Annotated in this window: 15 protein-coding genes and 1 pseudogene; 13 read left to right on the top strand and 3 right to left on the bottom strand. The window is 41.2% G+C overall.

Annotation, left to right across the window (positions count from 1 at the left end; genetic code table 11):
- Nucleotides 1-56: 56 nt before the first annotated feature.
- From acnA to HPC67_RS00665, 5 genes are all read left to right on the top strand, one after another.
- Complete coding sequence (gene acnA / locus HPC67_RS00685) at nt 57-2,765, top strand: aconitate hydratase AcnA (protein WP_217585516.1); 2,709 nt, start codon at nt 57-59, stop codon at nt 2,763-2,765.
- A 139-nt stretch (nt 2,766-2,904) separates the two neighbouring features.
- Nucleotides 2,905-3,039, top strand: a complete 135-nt coding sequence (locus tag HPC67_RS00680) for an FbpB family small basic protein (protein WP_217585515.1) — start codon at nt 2,905-2,907, stop codon at nt 3,037-3,039.
- Nucleotides 3,040-3,176: 137 nt separating this feature from the next.
- Nucleotides 3,177-3,404, top strand: a complete 228-nt coding sequence (gene tlp, locus HPC67_RS00675; protein ID WP_217585514.1) for a small acid-soluble spore protein Tlp — start codon at nt 3,177-3,179, stop codon at nt 3,402-3,404.
- Nucleotides 3,405-3,508: 104 nt separating this feature from the next.
- Nucleotides 3,509-3,931, top strand: a complete 423-nt coding sequence (locus tag HPC67_RS00670) for an acyl-CoA thioesterase (protein ID WP_217585513.1) — start codon at nt 3,509-3,511, stop codon at nt 3,929-3,931.
- Between the two features lie 5 nt (nt 3,932-3,936).
- The gene (locus HPC67_RS00665; RefSeq protein ID WP_217585512.1) at nt 3,937-4,236 is read left to right on the top strand and encodes a hypothetical protein; all 300 of its coding nucleotides are present in this window, start codon (nt 3,937-3,939) and stop codon (nt 4,234-4,236) included.
- A 22-nt stretch (nt 4,237-4,258) separates the two neighbouring features.
- On the opposite strand, the gene HPC67_RS00660 is transcribed toward HPC67_RS00665, so the two are convergent.
- The 3 genes from HPC67_RS00660 to plsY form a co-directional block, all read right to left on the bottom strand.
- The gene (locus HPC67_RS00660; protein WP_217585511.1) at nt 4,259-4,543 is read right to left on the bottom strand and encodes a HesB/YadR/YfhF family protein; all 285 of its coding nucleotides are present in this window, start codon (nt 4,541-4,543) and stop codon (nt 4,259-4,261) included.
- Nucleotides 4,544-4,549: 6 nt separating this feature from the next.
- A complete protein-coding gene (gene yidD / locus HPC67_RS00655; protein WP_217585510.1) occupies nt 4,550-4,807 on the bottom strand; it encodes a membrane protein insertion efficiency factor YidD in 258 nt (85 codons plus the stop codon).
- 73 nt (nt 4,808-4,880) lie between these two features.
- A complete protein-coding gene (gene plsY, locus HPC67_RS00650) occupies nt 4,881-5,462 on the bottom strand; it encodes a glycerol-3-phosphate 1-O-acyltransferase PlsY (protein WP_217585509.1) in 582 nt (193 codons plus the stop codon).
- Nucleotides 5,463-5,739: 277 nt separating this feature from the next.
- On the opposite strand from plsY, the pseudogene HPC67_RS00645 reads away from it, so the two are divergent.
- The 8 genes and pseudogenes from HPC67_RS00645 to HPC67_RS00610 all read left to right on the top strand — a co-directional run bounded on the left by HPC67_RS00645 (nt 5,740) and on the right by HPC67_RS00610 (nt 16,401).
- Nucleotides 5,740-6,159 (top strand): annotated as a pseudogene (locus HPC67_RS00645) (CoA-binding protein).
- Nucleotides 6,160-6,712: 553 nt separating this feature from the next.
- Complete coding sequence (gene parE / locus HPC67_RS00640; RefSeq protein WP_217585508.1) at nt 6,713-8,665, top strand: DNA topoisomerase IV subunit B; 1,953 nt, start codon at nt 6,713-6,715, stop codon at nt 8,663-8,665.
- Nucleotides 8,666-8,680: 15 nt separating this feature from the next.
- The gene (gene parC / locus HPC67_RS00635) at nt 8,681-11,125 is read left to right on the top strand and encodes a DNA topoisomerase IV subunit A (protein ID WP_217585507.1); all 2,445 of its coding nucleotides are present in this window, start codon (nt 8,681-8,683) and stop codon (nt 11,123-11,125) included.
- A 169-nt stretch (nt 11,126-11,294) separates the two neighbouring features.
- Entirely contained in the window at nt 11,295-12,437 is a 1,143-nt protein-coding gene (locus HPC67_RS00630; protein ID WP_217585506.1) for an acyl-CoA dehydrogenase family protein, read from the top strand.
- A gap of 25 nt (nt 12,438-12,462) precedes the next feature.
- Nucleotides 12,463-13,812 carry an acetyl-CoA carboxylase biotin carboxylase subunit gene (locus HPC67_RS00625; RefSeq protein ID WP_217585505.1) on the top strand — a complete coding sequence of 450 codons (1,350 nt, stop codon included), beginning with the start codon at nt 12,463-12,465 and terminating at the stop codon, nt 13,810-13,812.
- Nucleotides 13,813-13,839: 27 nt separating this feature from the next.
- Entirely contained in the window at nt 13,840-14,049 is a 210-nt protein-coding gene (locus tag HPC67_RS00620; RefSeq protein WP_217585504.1) for an acetyl-CoA carboxylase biotin carboxyl carrier protein subunit, read from the top strand.
- A 28-nt stretch (nt 14,050-14,077) separates the two neighbouring features.
- Nucleotides 14,078-14,854 carry an enoyl-CoA hydratase gene (locus HPC67_RS00615; RefSeq protein ID WP_217585503.1) on the top strand — a complete coding sequence of 259 codons (777 nt, stop codon included), beginning with the start codon at nt 14,078-14,080 and terminating at the stop codon, nt 14,852-14,854.
- 17 nt (nt 14,855-14,871) lie between these two features.
- Nucleotides 14,872-16,401 carry an acyl-CoA carboxylase subunit beta gene (locus HPC67_RS00610; RefSeq protein WP_217585502.1) on the top strand — a complete coding sequence of 510 codons (1,530 nt, stop codon included), beginning with the start codon at nt 14,872-14,874 and terminating at the stop codon, nt 16,399-16,401.
- Nucleotides 16,402-16,498: the final 97 nt, after the last annotated feature.

The following is a 16,498-nucleotide window of genomic DNA, read 5'->3' as shown; positions in this document are numbered from 1 at the left end:
GTACGAGAAGCATGAACCGGCAAGATTTGCACAGAGCTGAAAGGAGTTATAAGCAAATGGGAGAGAATCAATCGTTAAATGCGCGAAAGCAATTTGAATTAAATGGAAAAACGTACAATTACTATGCTTTAAAATCACTTGAAGGCAATCAAGCGGGGACTATTTCAAGGTTGCCGTACACAATACGTGTATTACTTGAATCTGTTCTCCGGCAACAAGATGGACACGTCATTAAAGAGGAACATATCGAGGGATTGCTCAATTGGGGCAAAGCTCAGGGGAATGTCGATGTACCATTTAAACCATCTCGTGTTATTTTACAAGACTTCACAGGAGTTCCAGCCGTTGTGGATTTGGCATCATTACGTAAAGCAATGGTTGACTTGGGAGGGGAACCAGACAAAATTAATCCAGAGGTCCCAGTCGATCTTGTTATTGACCATTCAGTTCAAGTGGATGAATATGGCACAGCGACTGCTTTAAAAGCGAATATGGAGCTTGAATTCAATCGAAATGCTGAGCGTTATGAATTTCTTCACTGGGCTCAAAAAGCATTTGACAATTACCGGGCTGTCCCACCAGCAACAGGCATTGTTCACCAAGTGAATTTAGAATATATTGCAAACGTCGTACATGGAATAGAAAATGGCGATGGTCAGTATGATGCTTTTCCTGACACATTAGTAGGTACAGACTCACACACGACAATGATTAATGGACTCGGTATCCTTGGCTGGGGTGTTGGCGGCATTGAAGCAGAAGCTGGCATGCTCGGACAACCGTCTTATTTTCCAGCACCTGAAGTTATCGGTGTTAAATTTACCGGTAGTTTCCCACAAGGAACAACAGCTACTGACCTTGCATTAAAAGTAACGCAAGTATTACGTGAACATAATGTTGTTGGTAAATTTGTTGAATACTTCGGTCCTGGTCTTGCAGATATGCCATTAGCAGATCGTGCGACAATTTCAAATATGGCACCTGAATATGGAGCGACTTGTGGTTTCTTCCCAATTGACGAGGAAACATTACGCTATCTTCATCTCACTGGGCGCAGTGATGAACAAATAGATCTTGTAGAAACCTACGCTAAGAAAAATGATCTTTGGTATACGTCTGATCAACCTGATCCACATTATTCTCAAGTTGTTGAAATTAATCTTTCTGAACTTGAGCCGAATTTGTCAGGACCTAAACGCCCACAGGACCTGATCTCATTATCAGATATGCAGCATACATTCAATAAAGCTATAACAGCACCTGAAGGGAATCAGGGCTTCGGATTAGATGCATCTGAATTTAATAAAGAAGTAACGATTCATCATGACAACGGGCAAACATCCGTCATGAAAACAGGCTCTTTGGCGATAGCTGCCATCACGTCTTGTACAAATACGTCTAACCCATATGTAATGCTTGGTGCCGGTCTTTTAGCGAAAAAGGCTGTTGAAAAAGGATTATCTGTTGCAAGCTATGTTAAAACGTCATTAGCACCTGGCTCAAAGGTCGTAACACGGTACCTTGAAGATGCAGGGTTAATGTCCTATTTGGATAAGCTCGGATTTAGTCTTGTTGGATACGGTTGTACGACATGTATCGGAAACTCTGGACCACTTCTTCCAGAAATTGAAGATGCAATTGTCAAAAATGATCTAACGGTTTCAAGTGTGCTTTCTGGTAACCGTAACTTTGAAGGTCGTATTCACCCACTCGTCAAAGCAAATTATTTAGCCTCACCGCCGTTAGTTGTTGCATACGCATTAGCAGGGACTGTCGATATCGATTTAACTAAAGATGCGATCGGCACAGACGCAGAGGGTCATCCAGTTTATATGAAGGATATTTGGCCATCAATGGAGGAAATAAAACAGGAAGTAGAAAACGTCGTGAATCCATCTATATTCCGAAAAGAATATGATGATGTTTTCCGTTCTAACGATAAATGGAACGACATACAAACGACTGACGAACCATTATTTGAGTGGGATACAGATTCAACTTATATTCAAAATCCACCATTTTTCGAGAACCTAGAAAAAGAAGCAGGGTCTGTTCTTCCTTTAAACGCGTTACGTGCCATTGGGAAATTTGGCGATTCTGTTACAACAGATCACATCTCACCAGCCGGCGCAATCGCAAAGGATATGCCTGCAGGCCAATATTTACAAGATAAAGGGGTTACACCGAGAAACTTTAACTCCTATGGTTCACGCCGAGGCAATCACGAGATTATGATGCGCGGTACGTTTGCGAATATTCGGATACGCAACCAGCTTGCACCAGGAACTGAAGGTGGCTATACGACATATTGGCCAACAGGGGATGTTATGCCAATTTATGATGCTGCTATGAAATATCAAGCGGAAGGTACGGGGCTTATCGTACTCGCTGGAAAAGATTATGGTATGGGATCATCACGAGACTGGGCAGCAAAAGGAACAAATTTATTAGGCATTAAAACGGTTATTGCTGAGAGCTTTGAGCGCATTCACCGTTCCAATCTCGTCATGATGGGGGTCCTTCCATTACAATTCGAGAAAGGTCAAAGTGCTGATTCGCTTGGCTTAACCGGTAAGGAAACGTTCCACGTTCAAGTAGACGAATCTGTTCAGCCGCATGACCTTGTAAACGTCACTGCTATTGATGAAACTGGAAAGCAAACAGTGTTTAAAGCGGTTGCCCGTTTTGATAGTGAGGTTGAAATTGATTACTACCGTCATGGTGGCATTTTGCAGATGGTATTAAGACAAAAGATGAGCAACTAACTGTTCACGTCAAAAAAAGTCTCTCACAGATGTGTGAGGCTTTTTTTTGACGTTTTTTGGTTACATCTAATAATGACGTACGTAGAACTGTATATAGTTTTTAAAAAATGGTCACACTTCTTTTAAAGGAGTGATAACGATGGCATTAAAAAAACGGGTATCATTTGAAGAGCTCGTACAGGAAAACCGCAAACAAATCTTACAAGACCGAGCACTTATGGGTAAAATTGAAGAAAACTTGGAACAAAAGCGTAAAAAAATGTCCAATAAATGAAGATAGGACGTATACACGATATAACCACTATTTAAAATCAGGTATTGCTTAAAGCACGTTTAATTCCAATGCATAAGCTTTTAAGAAATCGTGAAAACTACTGATGTATGTCATTAAATCAAATGGAGGTACGATAGATGACAGATCATAAGTATGAACCAAAACCTGATGACAGAAGTGATAATGTAGAAAAACTGCAGCAGATGGTGCAAAATACAATCGAAAATATTGAAGACTCTCATGATACGATGGCACATTTATCGGGCAATGAAAAACAGCAATTGGAGGCCAAAAATAAACGCCGTGAACAAGCAATTGAAGGCATGAGACAGGAAATTAAAGACGAATATCATGATCAACAATAATGAGGTACGAAACCAGGTCAGCGATTTATAGACCTGGTTTTTTATGTCTGTAATGGCCCATTATGTTAAAATAGAGTTACATCTCATAGAAAGGGGCCTTTTTTTTGGCTGATAAAATCCAAACACCAATAGACGTTCGATATCAAGAAACGGATCAGATGGGGGTCGTATACCATGCAAATTATTTAGTTTGGTTTGAAATTGGACGAACGCACCTCATTAAACATCTAGGATTCGATTATGCAGAAATGGAAAAACGGGGTATTGTTTCTCCAGTTGTAAATGCACACATTTCATTTAAGAAGCCGATTCGTTACGGTGAAAATGTACATGTTGAAACATGGCTTAAGGCTTATGACGGTATACGATCGGTATATGCTTATGACATCATCAATAAAGACGGCGAAGTAGCTGTCAGTGGTGAAACAGAACATGTTATCGTAAAAAAAGATAGTTTTCGCCCATTATCTCTAAGAAAAGCATTTCCTGAATGGCATCATACATATAGCATGCAAGTAAAGGAGTAGATGTAATGGCGTTTGGAATATCAAGAACGGAGCTTAATAAATGGAAAAGAACGGTAGAGCAAGGGGAAATTGCTTTTTTAACCCATTACTGGCTTGATGAGCGCTTTCCTGATTGTGACACAGTCACTAAAGTCGGATGTTCTGATTTAGCTAAATTAGAAGCTTGGGGGCAAAAATACGGCTTAAAAAGAGAATGGATTGATCAGAAACAAAAGCATTACCCACATTTTGATTTGTTTGGATCTGCACAAAAAAAGATCCTGATGCAAGAGGGGCACCTGGATCAACTTAATCATTTTAAATGACAAATAAAGCTTATGACTCACATTAATAATAGTTAAACTGTGGCGCTTGAACATGTTCATCAAATGATACATGCAGTTCAACACCTTCAAAATACCATGCATCACTTTCTTCAATAAAAAACAACATACCGTCCACTTCGGTTGATGTAAAGACATCAACCGGAGTGGCTTGTTTGACGCCTAGGGAAAATCCCGGAATCCGGCCACCAAACCCATAGCGAGGAAAAAATCGTATCGCCGTCGTTTCAGTTGCGTCAAAATCTTCCCTGTACCAATTGGCAGCTGATGGTGTTAATGTAATGTTCATAATATGTCACTCCTTAGATCGGACGACCTCGTTATTAACGCTATTGCCTTTCTTCTCAGGAACTAAATCAACGCCCCCTGGATGAAGGGGATGACATTTACTAATGCGCTTTATCGTCAAATAGCCCCCTTTAATTACCCCAAAGCGTTTAAATGCTTCTAGACCATATGCCGAACAGGTCGGAAAAAAGCGACAAGATGGTGGTTTAAAAGGACTTATTGCTTTTTGATAAAATTTAATGAGCCCAATAAACAGGTATTTCATAGCATAAATTCCTTTACATTTTAATCATACGTCAGGATCCTGTTATGTTCAAATTAATTGACTTATGGATGATTTACATCCATTTTATTTTCGGTTCAGTTTTATTTTTAATGCGTTTAATGTTGTCTTTATGTCGGTAAAAAACGAACGCTGTTAGCGCAAATATAATAATGATGAGAAGTGTATCATCGATAAGAAATGACACAATAATTGTAACGACACCTGTAATCATTGAAGACAAAGAAACATATTTAGAAAAATACAACGTGACAAAGAATGTTAAAATCATTATAAAAAATAGAATGGGATACACACCGAGCACAATACCAGCTGACGTCGCAACAGCTTTTCCGCCTCTAAATTTGGCGAATAATGGATATGTGTGACCTAGGACAGCAAATAAACCAATTAATAACGGGTGAAGCTCTGCGCCCATTAATACTGGGATAAGGGTTGCGACTGTTCCTTTCAAAATATCACTTAATGTTACAATACTGCCAGCCTTTATTCCAAGCACTCTAAAAGCGTTTGTTGCGCCTAAATTACCGCTCCCGTGCTCTCTAATATCAATTTTAAACGCTATTTTTCCGACGATTAATGCTGATGGTATTGACCCTAATAAATAAGCAATAATAGCATACATAACAAATTCCATACATGTGACCTCTCTCGCTTTAAAATACGTATAACGCTGAAAAAAGAATAACGCTTTGTCTGCGTCATTTAGTTTGATTATAACATAGGTTACTCGAGATCGTGAAAGTGAATTTTACAAAGTGAAATGAATCAATACCATAATGGAATATACTATCATAACGTTCACTAAAATCGTAATGAATCAGCAAATGCCCCATACTGCTCTTAATGTATTCGATTTTATATGATAGAATAAGCTGTAAACGTATGAATTATCATTGGAGGGGGACATATATATGTCATGGAACAATCCAAGCCATGCTGAGATTCGTGAAATATTAGAATCTGCAAAAACAATTGCAGTTGTGGGTTTGTCAGCAAATCCGGACAAAACTTCCTACCAAATTGCAAAATTGATGCAAGCGAATGGATATTGAATTATTCCAGTCAACCCAACTATTGATCATGTCCTCGGAGAACAGGCTTACAATTCATTAACCGATGTACAAGAACCAATTGATATTATTAACGTTTTTCGTAGACCAGAGCATTTACCAGCCGTTGCCAAAGAAGCTGTCCAGACAGATTGTCGTATTTTTTGGGCGCAACAGGGGATTGTTAATGATGAAGCCGCTCAGTATTTAAACAACCATGAGTTTACGGTTATTATGGATCTCTGCATAAAAGTTGTCCATTCACTACTCGTCAAACGTTAAAAACCAAGCGAGGTTGGGACATAACTGAAAGTTGAACTCAAAAGACGAACAATGCTCACCAGTAGCTCCGGAAATATACGCAGACTCCTGCGGGAGGAAGGCTAGGTTAGACCCTGCAGTGCGTGGGGAAGGAAGGCTAAAGTCGCGACGACAATCGCAACGCCTTCATGACCAACATCGTGTTGGCCCGAGGCTAACCGAGGGGATGGTCGACTAAGTTCGGCGCGTCCTGCGCCAACATCGAACGACTAACCTCCTGTTAGCCCGCGACCGACTAAGTTCGGTCACGTCCTGTGACCAACGTCGCCACTAAAACATTGTGTTTGTCGGTCGCGAAGTATATTTCCGGAGCGGTCGTATTGTTCGGCTCTTCATTTGATTAAACTTCTTTTGTCCCAGCCTCTTTTATGGCAAAGCGTCTCTATACAAGGAGGATTTAATTATAGTATACTTATAGTCATTCGTTTACCCTAATTAAGAACGCAATTGAAACACATGTTCTATTATTTATAATTAAGAAAAGCTTAGGAAGTAAGAGGGGAGCAAAAGGTTCATGACAAAACAACCGTCACAGTACACGGATGATTCTATACAAGTACTAGAGGGCCTAGATGCTGTACGAAAAAGGCCAGCTATGTATATCGGTAGTACTGATCATCGAGGTTTGCATCATCTCGTTTTTGAAATTGTTGACAACGCCGTTGACGAAATGCTGAACGGTTTTGGTGACACGATTAAAGTAACCATACATAAAGACAATAGTATTTCTGTAGAAGACCGGGGAAGAGGCATCCCAACTGGCATGCACCGCACTGGGAAACCAACGATTGAAGTTATCTTTACAATATTACATGCTGGTGGGAAGTTTGGCCAAGGCGGTTATAAAACGAGCGGTGGTCTTCATGGTGTTGGCGCTTCAGTCGTTAATGCCCTTTCAGAATGGCTTGAAGTAACGACATATCGTGATGGGTATACATATTACCAACGGTTCTCTAACGGTGGCAAAGACATTGAACCATTGAAAAAAGGGCTACCCGTCAGAAAATCCGGTTCCCGTGTTCATTTCAAACCGGATCCGGCTATTTTTTCTACAACTTCTTATGATTATGATGTGATTGCAGAGCGCCTTCGGGAAGCTGCCTTTTTGCTAAAGGGGCTGCGTGTTGAATTAACAGATGAACGTTCAGAAAGAAAAGATGTGTTTGAATTTCCTGACGGTCTCATATCATTTATTCATTACTTAAATGAAGAAAAAGATGCCCTCCACGAAGCGGTTGACTTTAGTGGTGAAACAGATGGGATTGAAGTTGATTTCGCTTGCCAATTTAATGATGGGTACGCGGAAAATGTCCTGTCATTCGTCAACCACGTTAGAACCCGTGATGGTGGCACACATGAATCAGGGGCTAAATCCGCAATGACACGTATATTCAATGAATTCGCTCGAAAGAATGGCTTGCTCAAGGAAAAAGAAAAAAACCTTGAAGGCAGTGATATCCGTGAGGGGTTAACAGCAGTCATTTCTGTACGAATCCCTGAAGAAAAACTTCAATTTGAAGGTCAAACAAAAGGAAAGTTAGGAACATCTGAAGCACGTTCAGCGGTTGATGCTGTTGTATCAGAAAAGCTTTCTTTTTTCTTAGAAGAAAATCCAGAGATATTAAACATGCTCATTCGGAAAGCGATAAAGGCAAAGGAAGCACGTGAGTCCGCTCGAAAAGCACGTGAAGAGGCTCGTACAGGAAAGAAAAAACGTAGAAAAGATGCGCTACTTTCCGGAAAATTAACACCAGCCCAGTCCAAAAACCCAAAACGCAATGAATTGTATCTTGTTGAGGGTGATTCTGCCGGTGGCTCCGCTAAACAGGGACGTGACAGGAAATTCCAAGCTGTCTTACCTTTAAGAGGAAAAGTCATTAATACAGAGAAAGCTAAAATCCAAGATATTCTAAAGAACGAAGAAATCTCTACAATCATTCATACGATCGGTGCTGGTGTCGGTGGGGATTTTCAAATGGATGATGTTCAATATGATAAAATTATCATCATGACAGATGCCGATACAGATGGGGCGCACATCCAAGTTTTATTACTGACATTTTTCTATCGGTATATGCGGCCGCTTGTAGAGGCTGGAAAGATTTATATTGCACTGCCACCTTTGTATAAAATATCTAAAGGTAAAGGTAAGCAAGAAAAGATTGTTTATGCCTGGAATGAAGAAGAAATGCAAGAAGCAACGAAAGCTTTTAAGCAAGGATATGTGATACAACGCTATAAAGGTCTTGGTGAAATGAATGCTGATCAGCTTTGGGAAACAACAATGAGTCCAGAAACAAGGACTTTAATTCGAGTGACGATCGAGGATCTTGCTCGAGCAGAACGACGTGTTACGACATTAATGGGCGATAAAGTCGAACCAAGACGCAATTGGATTGAAGCCAACGTTGAATTCGGCATGCACGAAGATGCCAATATTTTAGAAAACGATAAAATTCATTCGTAATAGGGGGGATTTAGTTTGCCACGTCCAGAAAATTACCTCGATCTCCCATTAGAAGAAGTGATCGGGGACCGTTTTGCACGATACAGTAAATATATTATTCAGGACAGAGCACTGCCCGATGCGCGTGACGGCTTAAAGCCGGTACAGCGTAGAATATTGTTTGCTATGCATGAGGAAAAAAACACACATGATAAAAACTTTCGTAAAGCCGCCAAAACAGTCGGAACAGTTATTGGTAACTATCACCCTCATGGTGATTCGTCTGTTTATGAAGCGATGGTTCGGCTTAGCCAGGAGTGGAAGGTTCGAAATGTACTCGTCGAAATGCATGGTAATAACGGAAGTATCGACGGCGATCCTCCTGCTGCTATGCGTTATACCGAAGCAAGGTTAGCGAAAATCGCTTCCGAAATGCTTCGTGATATTGATAAAGAAACTGTTGACTACATACCAAACTTTGATGACACGATTTCTGAACCAGTCGTTTTACCTGCTAAATTCCCTAATTTACTGGTGAACGGCTCTACAGGTATTTCGGCGGGATATGCTACTGATATTCCTCCACATAATCTTGACGAAGTCATCGATGCTGTCATTAAAAGAATTGATCACCCTACTATTGATGTTGATGGCTTAATGAAGGTGATGAAAGGACCTGATTTTCCGACAGGTGGTATTGTTCAAGGCATTGACGGTATTAAGAAGGCATATGAAACTGGTAAAGGAAAAATAATTATCCGCGGGAAAACAGCGGTTGAAACGCTTCGTGGGAATCGCCAACAGATTGTCATAGATGAAATCCCATATGAAGTGAATAAAGCGGTGATGGTGAAAAAGATTGATGAACTTCGCGTAGACAGAAAAGTGGAAGGCATAGCAGAAGTTCGTGATGAAACAGACCGTACAGGCCTTAGGGTCGTCATTGAGTTAAAGAAAGATGCTAATGCGAATGGTATTTTAAATTATTTGTATAAGAACACAGATCTACAAGTAACCTATCACTTTAACATGGTGGCAATACAGGACAAAACACCAAAGCTACTATCTTTACCTGCGATGCTCGATGCCTATATTGCCCATCAAAAAGAAGTTGTAACGAGACAAACGATTTTTGACTTAAATAAAGCGCAAGCGCGGGCACACATCGTTGAAGGGCTCATCAAAGCTGTTTCAATACTTGACGAGCTGATTGCGACAATACGCGCATCAAAAGACAAATCAGATGCTAAGCAACGCATAATGGAATTATATGGGTTTACAGAAAAGCAAGCTGAAGCCATTGTTATGCTTCAACTTTACCGTCTCACAAATACAGATATCACGTCATTACAAAAAGAAGCGGCTGAATTAAGGGATAGTATTGCTAAATTAGAAGCAGTACTTTCAAGTGAAGCCAAGCTGCTTCAAACGATTAAAAAGGATTTACGTCAGCTGAAGAAGACTTTTTCAACCGAGCGTCGTACCAAAATAGAGCATGATATAGAAGAATTAAATATCAATATTGAAGTTCTCGTAGCAAGTGAGGATGTTCTCGTTACGGTTACGAAAGCAGGATATATTAAACGAACGAGCCTTCGATCATATAGTGCGTCTAATGGCGAGGATTTTGCCATGAAGGACGATGATCACCTTGTTAGCTTATGTGAGCTTGATACGACTGATCACATACTCCTGTTCACGAATAAAGGACGCTTCATGTATATACCGACACATGAACTGCCTGATATTCGCTGGAAGGATATCGGTCAGCACATCTCAAACATTGTAGCCATTGATTCCGATGAGCATATCGTCCAATCAATTCCAGTTCGCGAATTTGAGGATGACACTTACTTGTTATTTTTCACTAAAAATGGGATGGTCAAAAAGAGTGCCTTCCAATTGTATAAGGCTCAAAGGCTTTCACGCGCGCTCATTGCGATTAACTTAAAAGATGGTGATGAGGTTGTGAATGTCCATATGACAAAGGGATATTCAGATGTCTTCATTGCCTCTAACAAGGGCTATGGTTTATGGTATCACGAATCCGAAATATCTATAGTTGGCCAACGGGCTCAAGGTGTTAAGGCAATTGCCTTGAAAGAAGATGAATATGTGGTCAGTGGTCAAGTATTTGATGACTTGGCAGATCCATCTTTAGTGATGATGACACAACGCGGCGCATGCAAGCGGATGAAGCTCAAGGACTTTGAGAAATCATCTAGGGCGAAGCGTGGATCTGTCATGCTTCGCGAGCTGAAAAGTAAGCCACATAGACTACGTGGCTTCTATGTTGTCACAGAAGAAGATATGATTGCATTTAGAACGGCTCAAGGCAAACAGTTTGATGTGTTCCCATTAGAATTAGCCATTAGTGATCGATATAGTAATGGGTCGTTCGTAATAGACTCGGAAACAGACGGCGAAATAATCGACGTTTGGAAGCAAGCGACTTATGCAAAGCCTTTTGATCCATCATAAATCATCTCGTTATTTTATAACCCTTATCAAGCTGAAGGATTTATATCAAATCAGCCTGATAAGGGTTTAAATTATGTAAATGATATTGAATACTGCACCAATGTTAAATTTATTGTATAATGACAAAAGACCAATCCATCGGTCTACTAAAATTAGCAGGAGGTTTGAGATGAATTTTGAACTTGATAAAGAACAACTCATGATCAAAAAGATGGTGAGCGACTTTGCACAAAATGTGATACGGCCACGAGCTGTTGACATCGATAGAACTGCACAATTCCCTGTTGATATTTTCGAGCAAATTGGTGAACTTGGTTTGTTGGGCATACCTTTTCCTGAAGAATATGGTGGGGCAGGATCAGATACGATTTCTTATGCCATTGCTGTTGAAGAGATTGGTAAAGTGTGTGGGAGCACAGGCTTAAGCTACGCCGCTGCCGTTTCACTTGGCGCGAGCCCGATCTATTATTTTGGGACAGAAGAACAAAAGAAACAATATTTAACGCCTTTGGCTGAAGGTAAAGCACTTGGCGCCTTTGGTTTAACGGAACCTAATGCCGGTAGTGATGCAGGTGGAACGAAGACGACGGCTGTCGTTGACGGTGATGATTTTATTATTAATGGTGAGAAATGTTATATTACAAATGCGAGCTTTGCAGAAACCGTTATTGTAACCGCTGTTACAGGAAAAGATGACCGCGGCAAAAACATTATATCAGCCATCATCGTCCCAACAGATACGGATGGCGTTACCATTACGAGCAACTATGATAAAATGGGCGTGCGCGGTTCAGACACAGCTGAAATCGTCCTCGATCATGTAAGAGTTCCGAAAGAAAATTTACTTGGTGACCCAGAAAAAGGATTTAAACAATTTTTACATACACTTGATGGGGGTCGAATTTCGATTGCAGCGCTTGGTGTAGGTATCGCTCAAGCATCACTCGATCGAGCGCTTGAGTACGCGAAAGAAAGAAAACAGTTCGGAAAAGCAATTTCAAGCTTCCAGGCAATCCAGTTTAAGCTTGCAGATATGGCAATGGAAGTAGAATTGGCCCGTAACATGGTTTATAAAGCAGCCTGGCTTAAAGATCAAGGAAAGCCGTTTACAAAGGAATCGGCTTACGCTAAGTTGTTCGCAACTGAAACCGCTTTCCGTTCTGCTAATCAAGCGATTCAAATACATGGTGGCTACGGCTATATGAGGGAATATGAAGTCGAGCGTTTTCTTCGTGATGCAAAACTACTCGAAATCGGGGAAGGCACATCGGAAATTCAACGCCTCGTCATTGCTAGACAGCTACTAGATTAATAAATCGATAGAGAGGGGATAATGGGTGATCAAAAAACTATTAATTGCAAACAGAGGGGAAATTGCAGCACGGATCATTCGAACATGCAAAAACATGAACATTGAAACCGTCGCAGTGTATTCTGAAGCAGACAAAGCTGCACCATTTGTTTCGATGGCTGATGAAGCCTATTTACTTGGCCCGGCTCGTGTTCAAGATAGCTATTTAAATGTCGATAAAATCTTTTCAATTGCTAAAGAGACTGGAGCAGATGCCTTGCATCCAGGTTATGGATTTTTGAGTGAAAATCCGACCTTTAGAGAGCAATGTGATACAGCAGGGATCATTTTTATTGGTCCCGATAGCCAAGTGATTCAAAAAATGGGCAGTAAAATTGAGGCAAGACGAGTAATGAAGGAAGCGGGCGTTCCGATTGTTCCTGGAACAGAGACCGCTGTTGCATCACCAGATGAAGCTGTTCAGTTCGCTGAGCATATCGGTTATCCGATTTTATTGAAAGCGTCATCAGGTGGAGGCGGGATCGGTATGCAGACAGTCTACTCGGCTGAAGAGCTCATAAAGGCATTTGACGGTAATCAAAAGCGTGCTCAAACATTTTTCGGTGATGGCTCAATGTTTCTTGAAAAGAAGATTGAAGCTGCGCACCACGTGGAAATTCAGCTCCTAGCAGATGAGCACGGTCATGTTGTACATTTGTTTGATCGCGAGTGCTCTATTCAAAGACGTAATCAAAAAGTGATTGAAGAGGCGTCCTCCCCTTTTATAAGTGATGAAACAAGGCAGGCTATGGGAAAAGCTGCTGTTAAAGCGGCTCAAGCGATCGGCTATACAAATGCGGGAACAATTGAGTTTCTCGTTGATGACAATGAGCAATTTTACTTTCTAGAAATGAATACGCGCATACAGGTTGAGCATCCCGTTACAGAAGAAATCACTGGTATTGATATTGTTGAAGCACAAATTCATATCGCTAACGGAGAGAAGCTTGCTTTTGAACAAACAGATATTAAAAAGACAGGTCATGCGATTGAAGCGCGTATTTATGCCGAAGATCCCGTTACATTCTTTCCTTCACCTGGAACGATTACAAAACTTGAGTTGCCAGAGGGAATCGGAGTACGTCATGACATTGGTGTTGTGAGTGGTTCTCAAGTTACACCTTTCTATGATCCGATGATTGGAAAGCTGATTGTGTCAGGTGATACAAGAGATGAAGCCATTTCCCGCTTAGAAAAGGCTTTGGACGCTTACCAAATAGAAGGAATCAAAACAAATATTCCAATGCTGAAGGACGTCATAGAGCATCCACTCTTTAAAGCGGGACAGACAACAACAGCTTTTGTTGAATTGTTCTATCAATCGATTAAAAAATAACGTGCAAATTACGAGGAGGTTTCCATAATGGATATTAAAGCAACTATGGCAGGAAGTGTTTGGAAGATTGTCGTTGAAGAAGGTCAGAGCGTTCAAGAAAATGACGATGTGGTCATTCTTGAGTCGATGAAAATGGAAATACCAATTGCTGCAGAATCAGCTGGAACGATCAAAGCGATTAAAGTGGCTGAAGGTGATTTCGTAAATGAAGGAGACGTCATTGCCGTCATCGAATAATCGGTAGCATGAACAAGGAGGGGTTTCTATGTCTCTCGTGAAATTAGAGATTGAGAAGCACACAGCCGTTCTTACGTTAAATCGACCAGAGGCTGCAAATGCGTTGTCAAAGGCTTTACTTGATGAAGTAAACAAAACATTAACGACCATCAAGCAAAACCCGGCAATCTATTGCTTAATCATTACTGGTCACGGAGAAAAAGCATTTTGTGCGGGGGCTGATCTAAAGGAACGTAAAGGCATGTCTGAACAAGAAGTAATTCAAACTGTTCAATATATCGGTGAGACAATATCACATATCGAGAAGCTTGACATCCCTGTGATCGCTGCATTAAATGGGGTCGCCTTTGGTGGCGGACTAGAGCTGGCCTTAGCGTGTGACTTGCGACTTGCTGCGAGACATGTACAGATGGGCTTAACAGAAACGTCCCTCGCGATCATACCTGGAGCCGGTGGCACACAAAGGTTGCCACGTCTGATAGGGATCGGTCAGGCCAAGCAAATGATCTTTACAGCGCAAAAAAAGACGGCCGAAGAAGCTCTCGGAATTGGTCTTGTGGAGCATGTCGTTGAATCCGAGCATTTAATGACTGCTGCATACGAGCTGGCTAACCAAATAACCAAAAACGGACCGGTCGCGTTGCGTCAAGCGAAAAAAGCGATGAACCTTGGTATGCAACATGATGTAGAAACAGGTTTAGCAATTGAGCATTTATGCTATACCCACACCATTCCGACAGAAGATAGACGTGAAGGCCTACAAGCATTTAAAGAAAAAAGACAGCCAAATTATCAAGGAAAGTAGCAAGGGGGGCTTAACATATGTCTAATATAAAGAACTTACAAGAACGGATTGCGCACATCGAAAAAGGCGGTCATGAAAAATATCATGAGAAAAATGCTGAAAAAGGGAAGCTATTTGTAAGAGAGCGACTGAGATTGTTATTTGATGATGATATGAATATAGAGGATGCATTTTTCGCCAATTGCATGGATGATAGCCTTCCATCAGATGGTGTCGTGACAGGGATCGGTACCATTAATGGCCAATCTGTCTGTGTTATGGCGAATGATTCAACTGTAAAAGCGGGATCGTGGGGTAAAAGAACCGTTGAAAAGATTATTCGGATTCAAGAAACTGCGCTTAAATTAGAAGTTCCGATGCTGTATTTAGTCGATTCAGCCGGTGCCCGAATTACCGATCAAGTAGAAATGTTCCCTGGCAGACGCGGCGCTGGACGTATATTTCATAACCAAATTAAAATGTCTGGACGCGTGCCACAAGTCTGCTTGTTGTTCGGGCCGTCAGCAGCAGGTGGAGCCTATATACCCGCATTTTGTGATATCGTTGTCATGGTCGACGGTAATGCATCAATGTACCTCGGCTCACCACGTATGGCGGAAAAGGTCATCGGTGAAAAAGTATCTCTTGAGGAAATGGGCGGTGCGACTATGCATTGCTCTGTATCAGGATGTGGCGATGTTCTCGTTCAATCTGAACAAGAGGCTATTGAATATGCCCGTCGTTACCTCGGATATTTTCCACCTAACTTTAGACACAAGCCTGACCGAGCACCTGTGGAAGATCCGAAGACGTTTGAAAAAACCATTGCCCAACTCATACCAGAGAATCAAAACGCGCCATTTAATATGTACGATTTAATCGAGCGATTAATTGATGCTAATAGCTTTTGTGAAATTAAGAAAAAGTTTGCACCAGAATTAATTACCGGATTGGCACGTATTAACGGACAATCTGTTGGCATTATTGCGAATCAGCCACGCATGAAGGGCGGCGTGTTATTTCCGGATTCAGCGGATAAGTCCGCGAAATTCATTCAATTATGCGATGCCTTTAACATACCGCTCCTTTTCCTCGTAGATATTCCAGGCTTTATGATCGGTACGAAGGTTGAGCGTGCAGGAATTATTAGGCATGGTGCCAAAATGCTCGCTACGATGAGTGAAGCAACCGTGCCGAAGATTTCTGTTATTGTCCGCAAGGCATACGGGGCTGGATTATACGCAATGGCAGGCCCAGCATTTGAACCAGATGCGTGTATCGCCTTACCGACTGCACAAATAGCGGTTATGGGCCCTGAAGCAGCTGTTAACGCTGTATATGCGAATAAAATTGCTGAGCTTTCAGAAGAAGAGCGTCCTGCCTTTATTAAAGAAAAGCAGGAGGAATACAAGGAAAATATTGATATTTATCGCCTCGCTTCAGAAATGGTCATTGATGCAGTTGTTGATCCTGATCAATTAAGGGATGAATTGATCAACCGGTTTGCAGTATACGACTCGAAAAATGTTGCGTTTACAGAACGGAAACACGGCGTCTATCCAGTGTAATGAGTTTTTAAACAAGATTTGACCGCCTGTTACTATAGCGAATTATAAAGGAAACTTGACACACAATAACTTTAAGGTTTTTAGTTTCATATCAATA

This window comes from Lentibacillus saliphilus (assembly GCF_019093865.1).
Lineage (GTDB): Bacteria > Bacillota > Bacilli > Bacillales > Amphibacillaceae > Lentibacillus_B > Lentibacillus_B saliphilus.
The sequence above is the reverse complement of the archived record's forward strand: the minus strand, read 5'-3'. Positions and strand labels throughout refer to the sequence as shown.

Coding starts and splice junctions, on each gene's coding strand:
- acnA (WP_217585516.1), top strand. CDS start 57: ATGGGAGAGAATCAATCGTTAAATGCGCGAAAGCAATTTGAATTAAAT.
- HPC67_RS00680 (WP_217585515.1), top strand. CDS start 2,905: ATGGCATTAAAAAAACGGGTATCATTTGAAGAGCTCGTACAGGAAAAC.
- tlp (WP_217585514.1), top strand. CDS start 3,177: ATGACAGATCATAAGTATGAACCAAAACCTGATGACAGAAGTGATAAT.
- HPC67_RS00665 (WP_217585512.1), top strand. CDS start 3,937: ATGGCGTTTGGAATATCAAGAACGGAGCTTAATAAATGGAAAAGAACG.
- HPC67_RS00660 (WP_217585511.1), bottom strand. CDS start 4,543: ATGAACATTACATTAACACCATCAGCTGCCAATTGGTACAGGGAAGAT.
- yidD (WP_217585510.1), bottom strand. CDS start 4,807: ATGAAATACCTGTTTATTGGGCTCATTAAATTTTATCAAAAAGCAATA.
- plsY (WP_217585509.1), bottom strand. CDS start 5,462: ATGGAATTTGTTATGTATGCTATTATTGCTTATTTATTAGGGTCAATA.
- parE (WP_217585508.1), top strand. CDS start 6,713: ATGACAAAACAACCGTCACAGTACACGGATGATTCTATACAAGTACTA.
- HPC67_RS00630 (WP_217585506.1), top strand. CDS start 11,295: ATGAATTTTGAACTTGATAAAGAACAACTCATGATCAAAAAGATGGTG.
- HPC67_RS00620 (WP_217585504.1), top strand. CDS start 13,840: ATGGATATTAAAGCAACTATGGCAGGAAGTGTTTGGAAGATTGTCGTT.
- HPC67_RS00615 (WP_217585503.1), top strand. CDS start 14,078: ATGTCTCTCGTGAAATTAGAGATTGAGAAGCACACAGCCGTTCTTACG.
- HPC67_RS00610 (WP_217585502.1), top strand. CDS start 14,872: ATGTCTAATATAAAGAACTTACAAGAACGGATTGCGCACATCGAAAAA.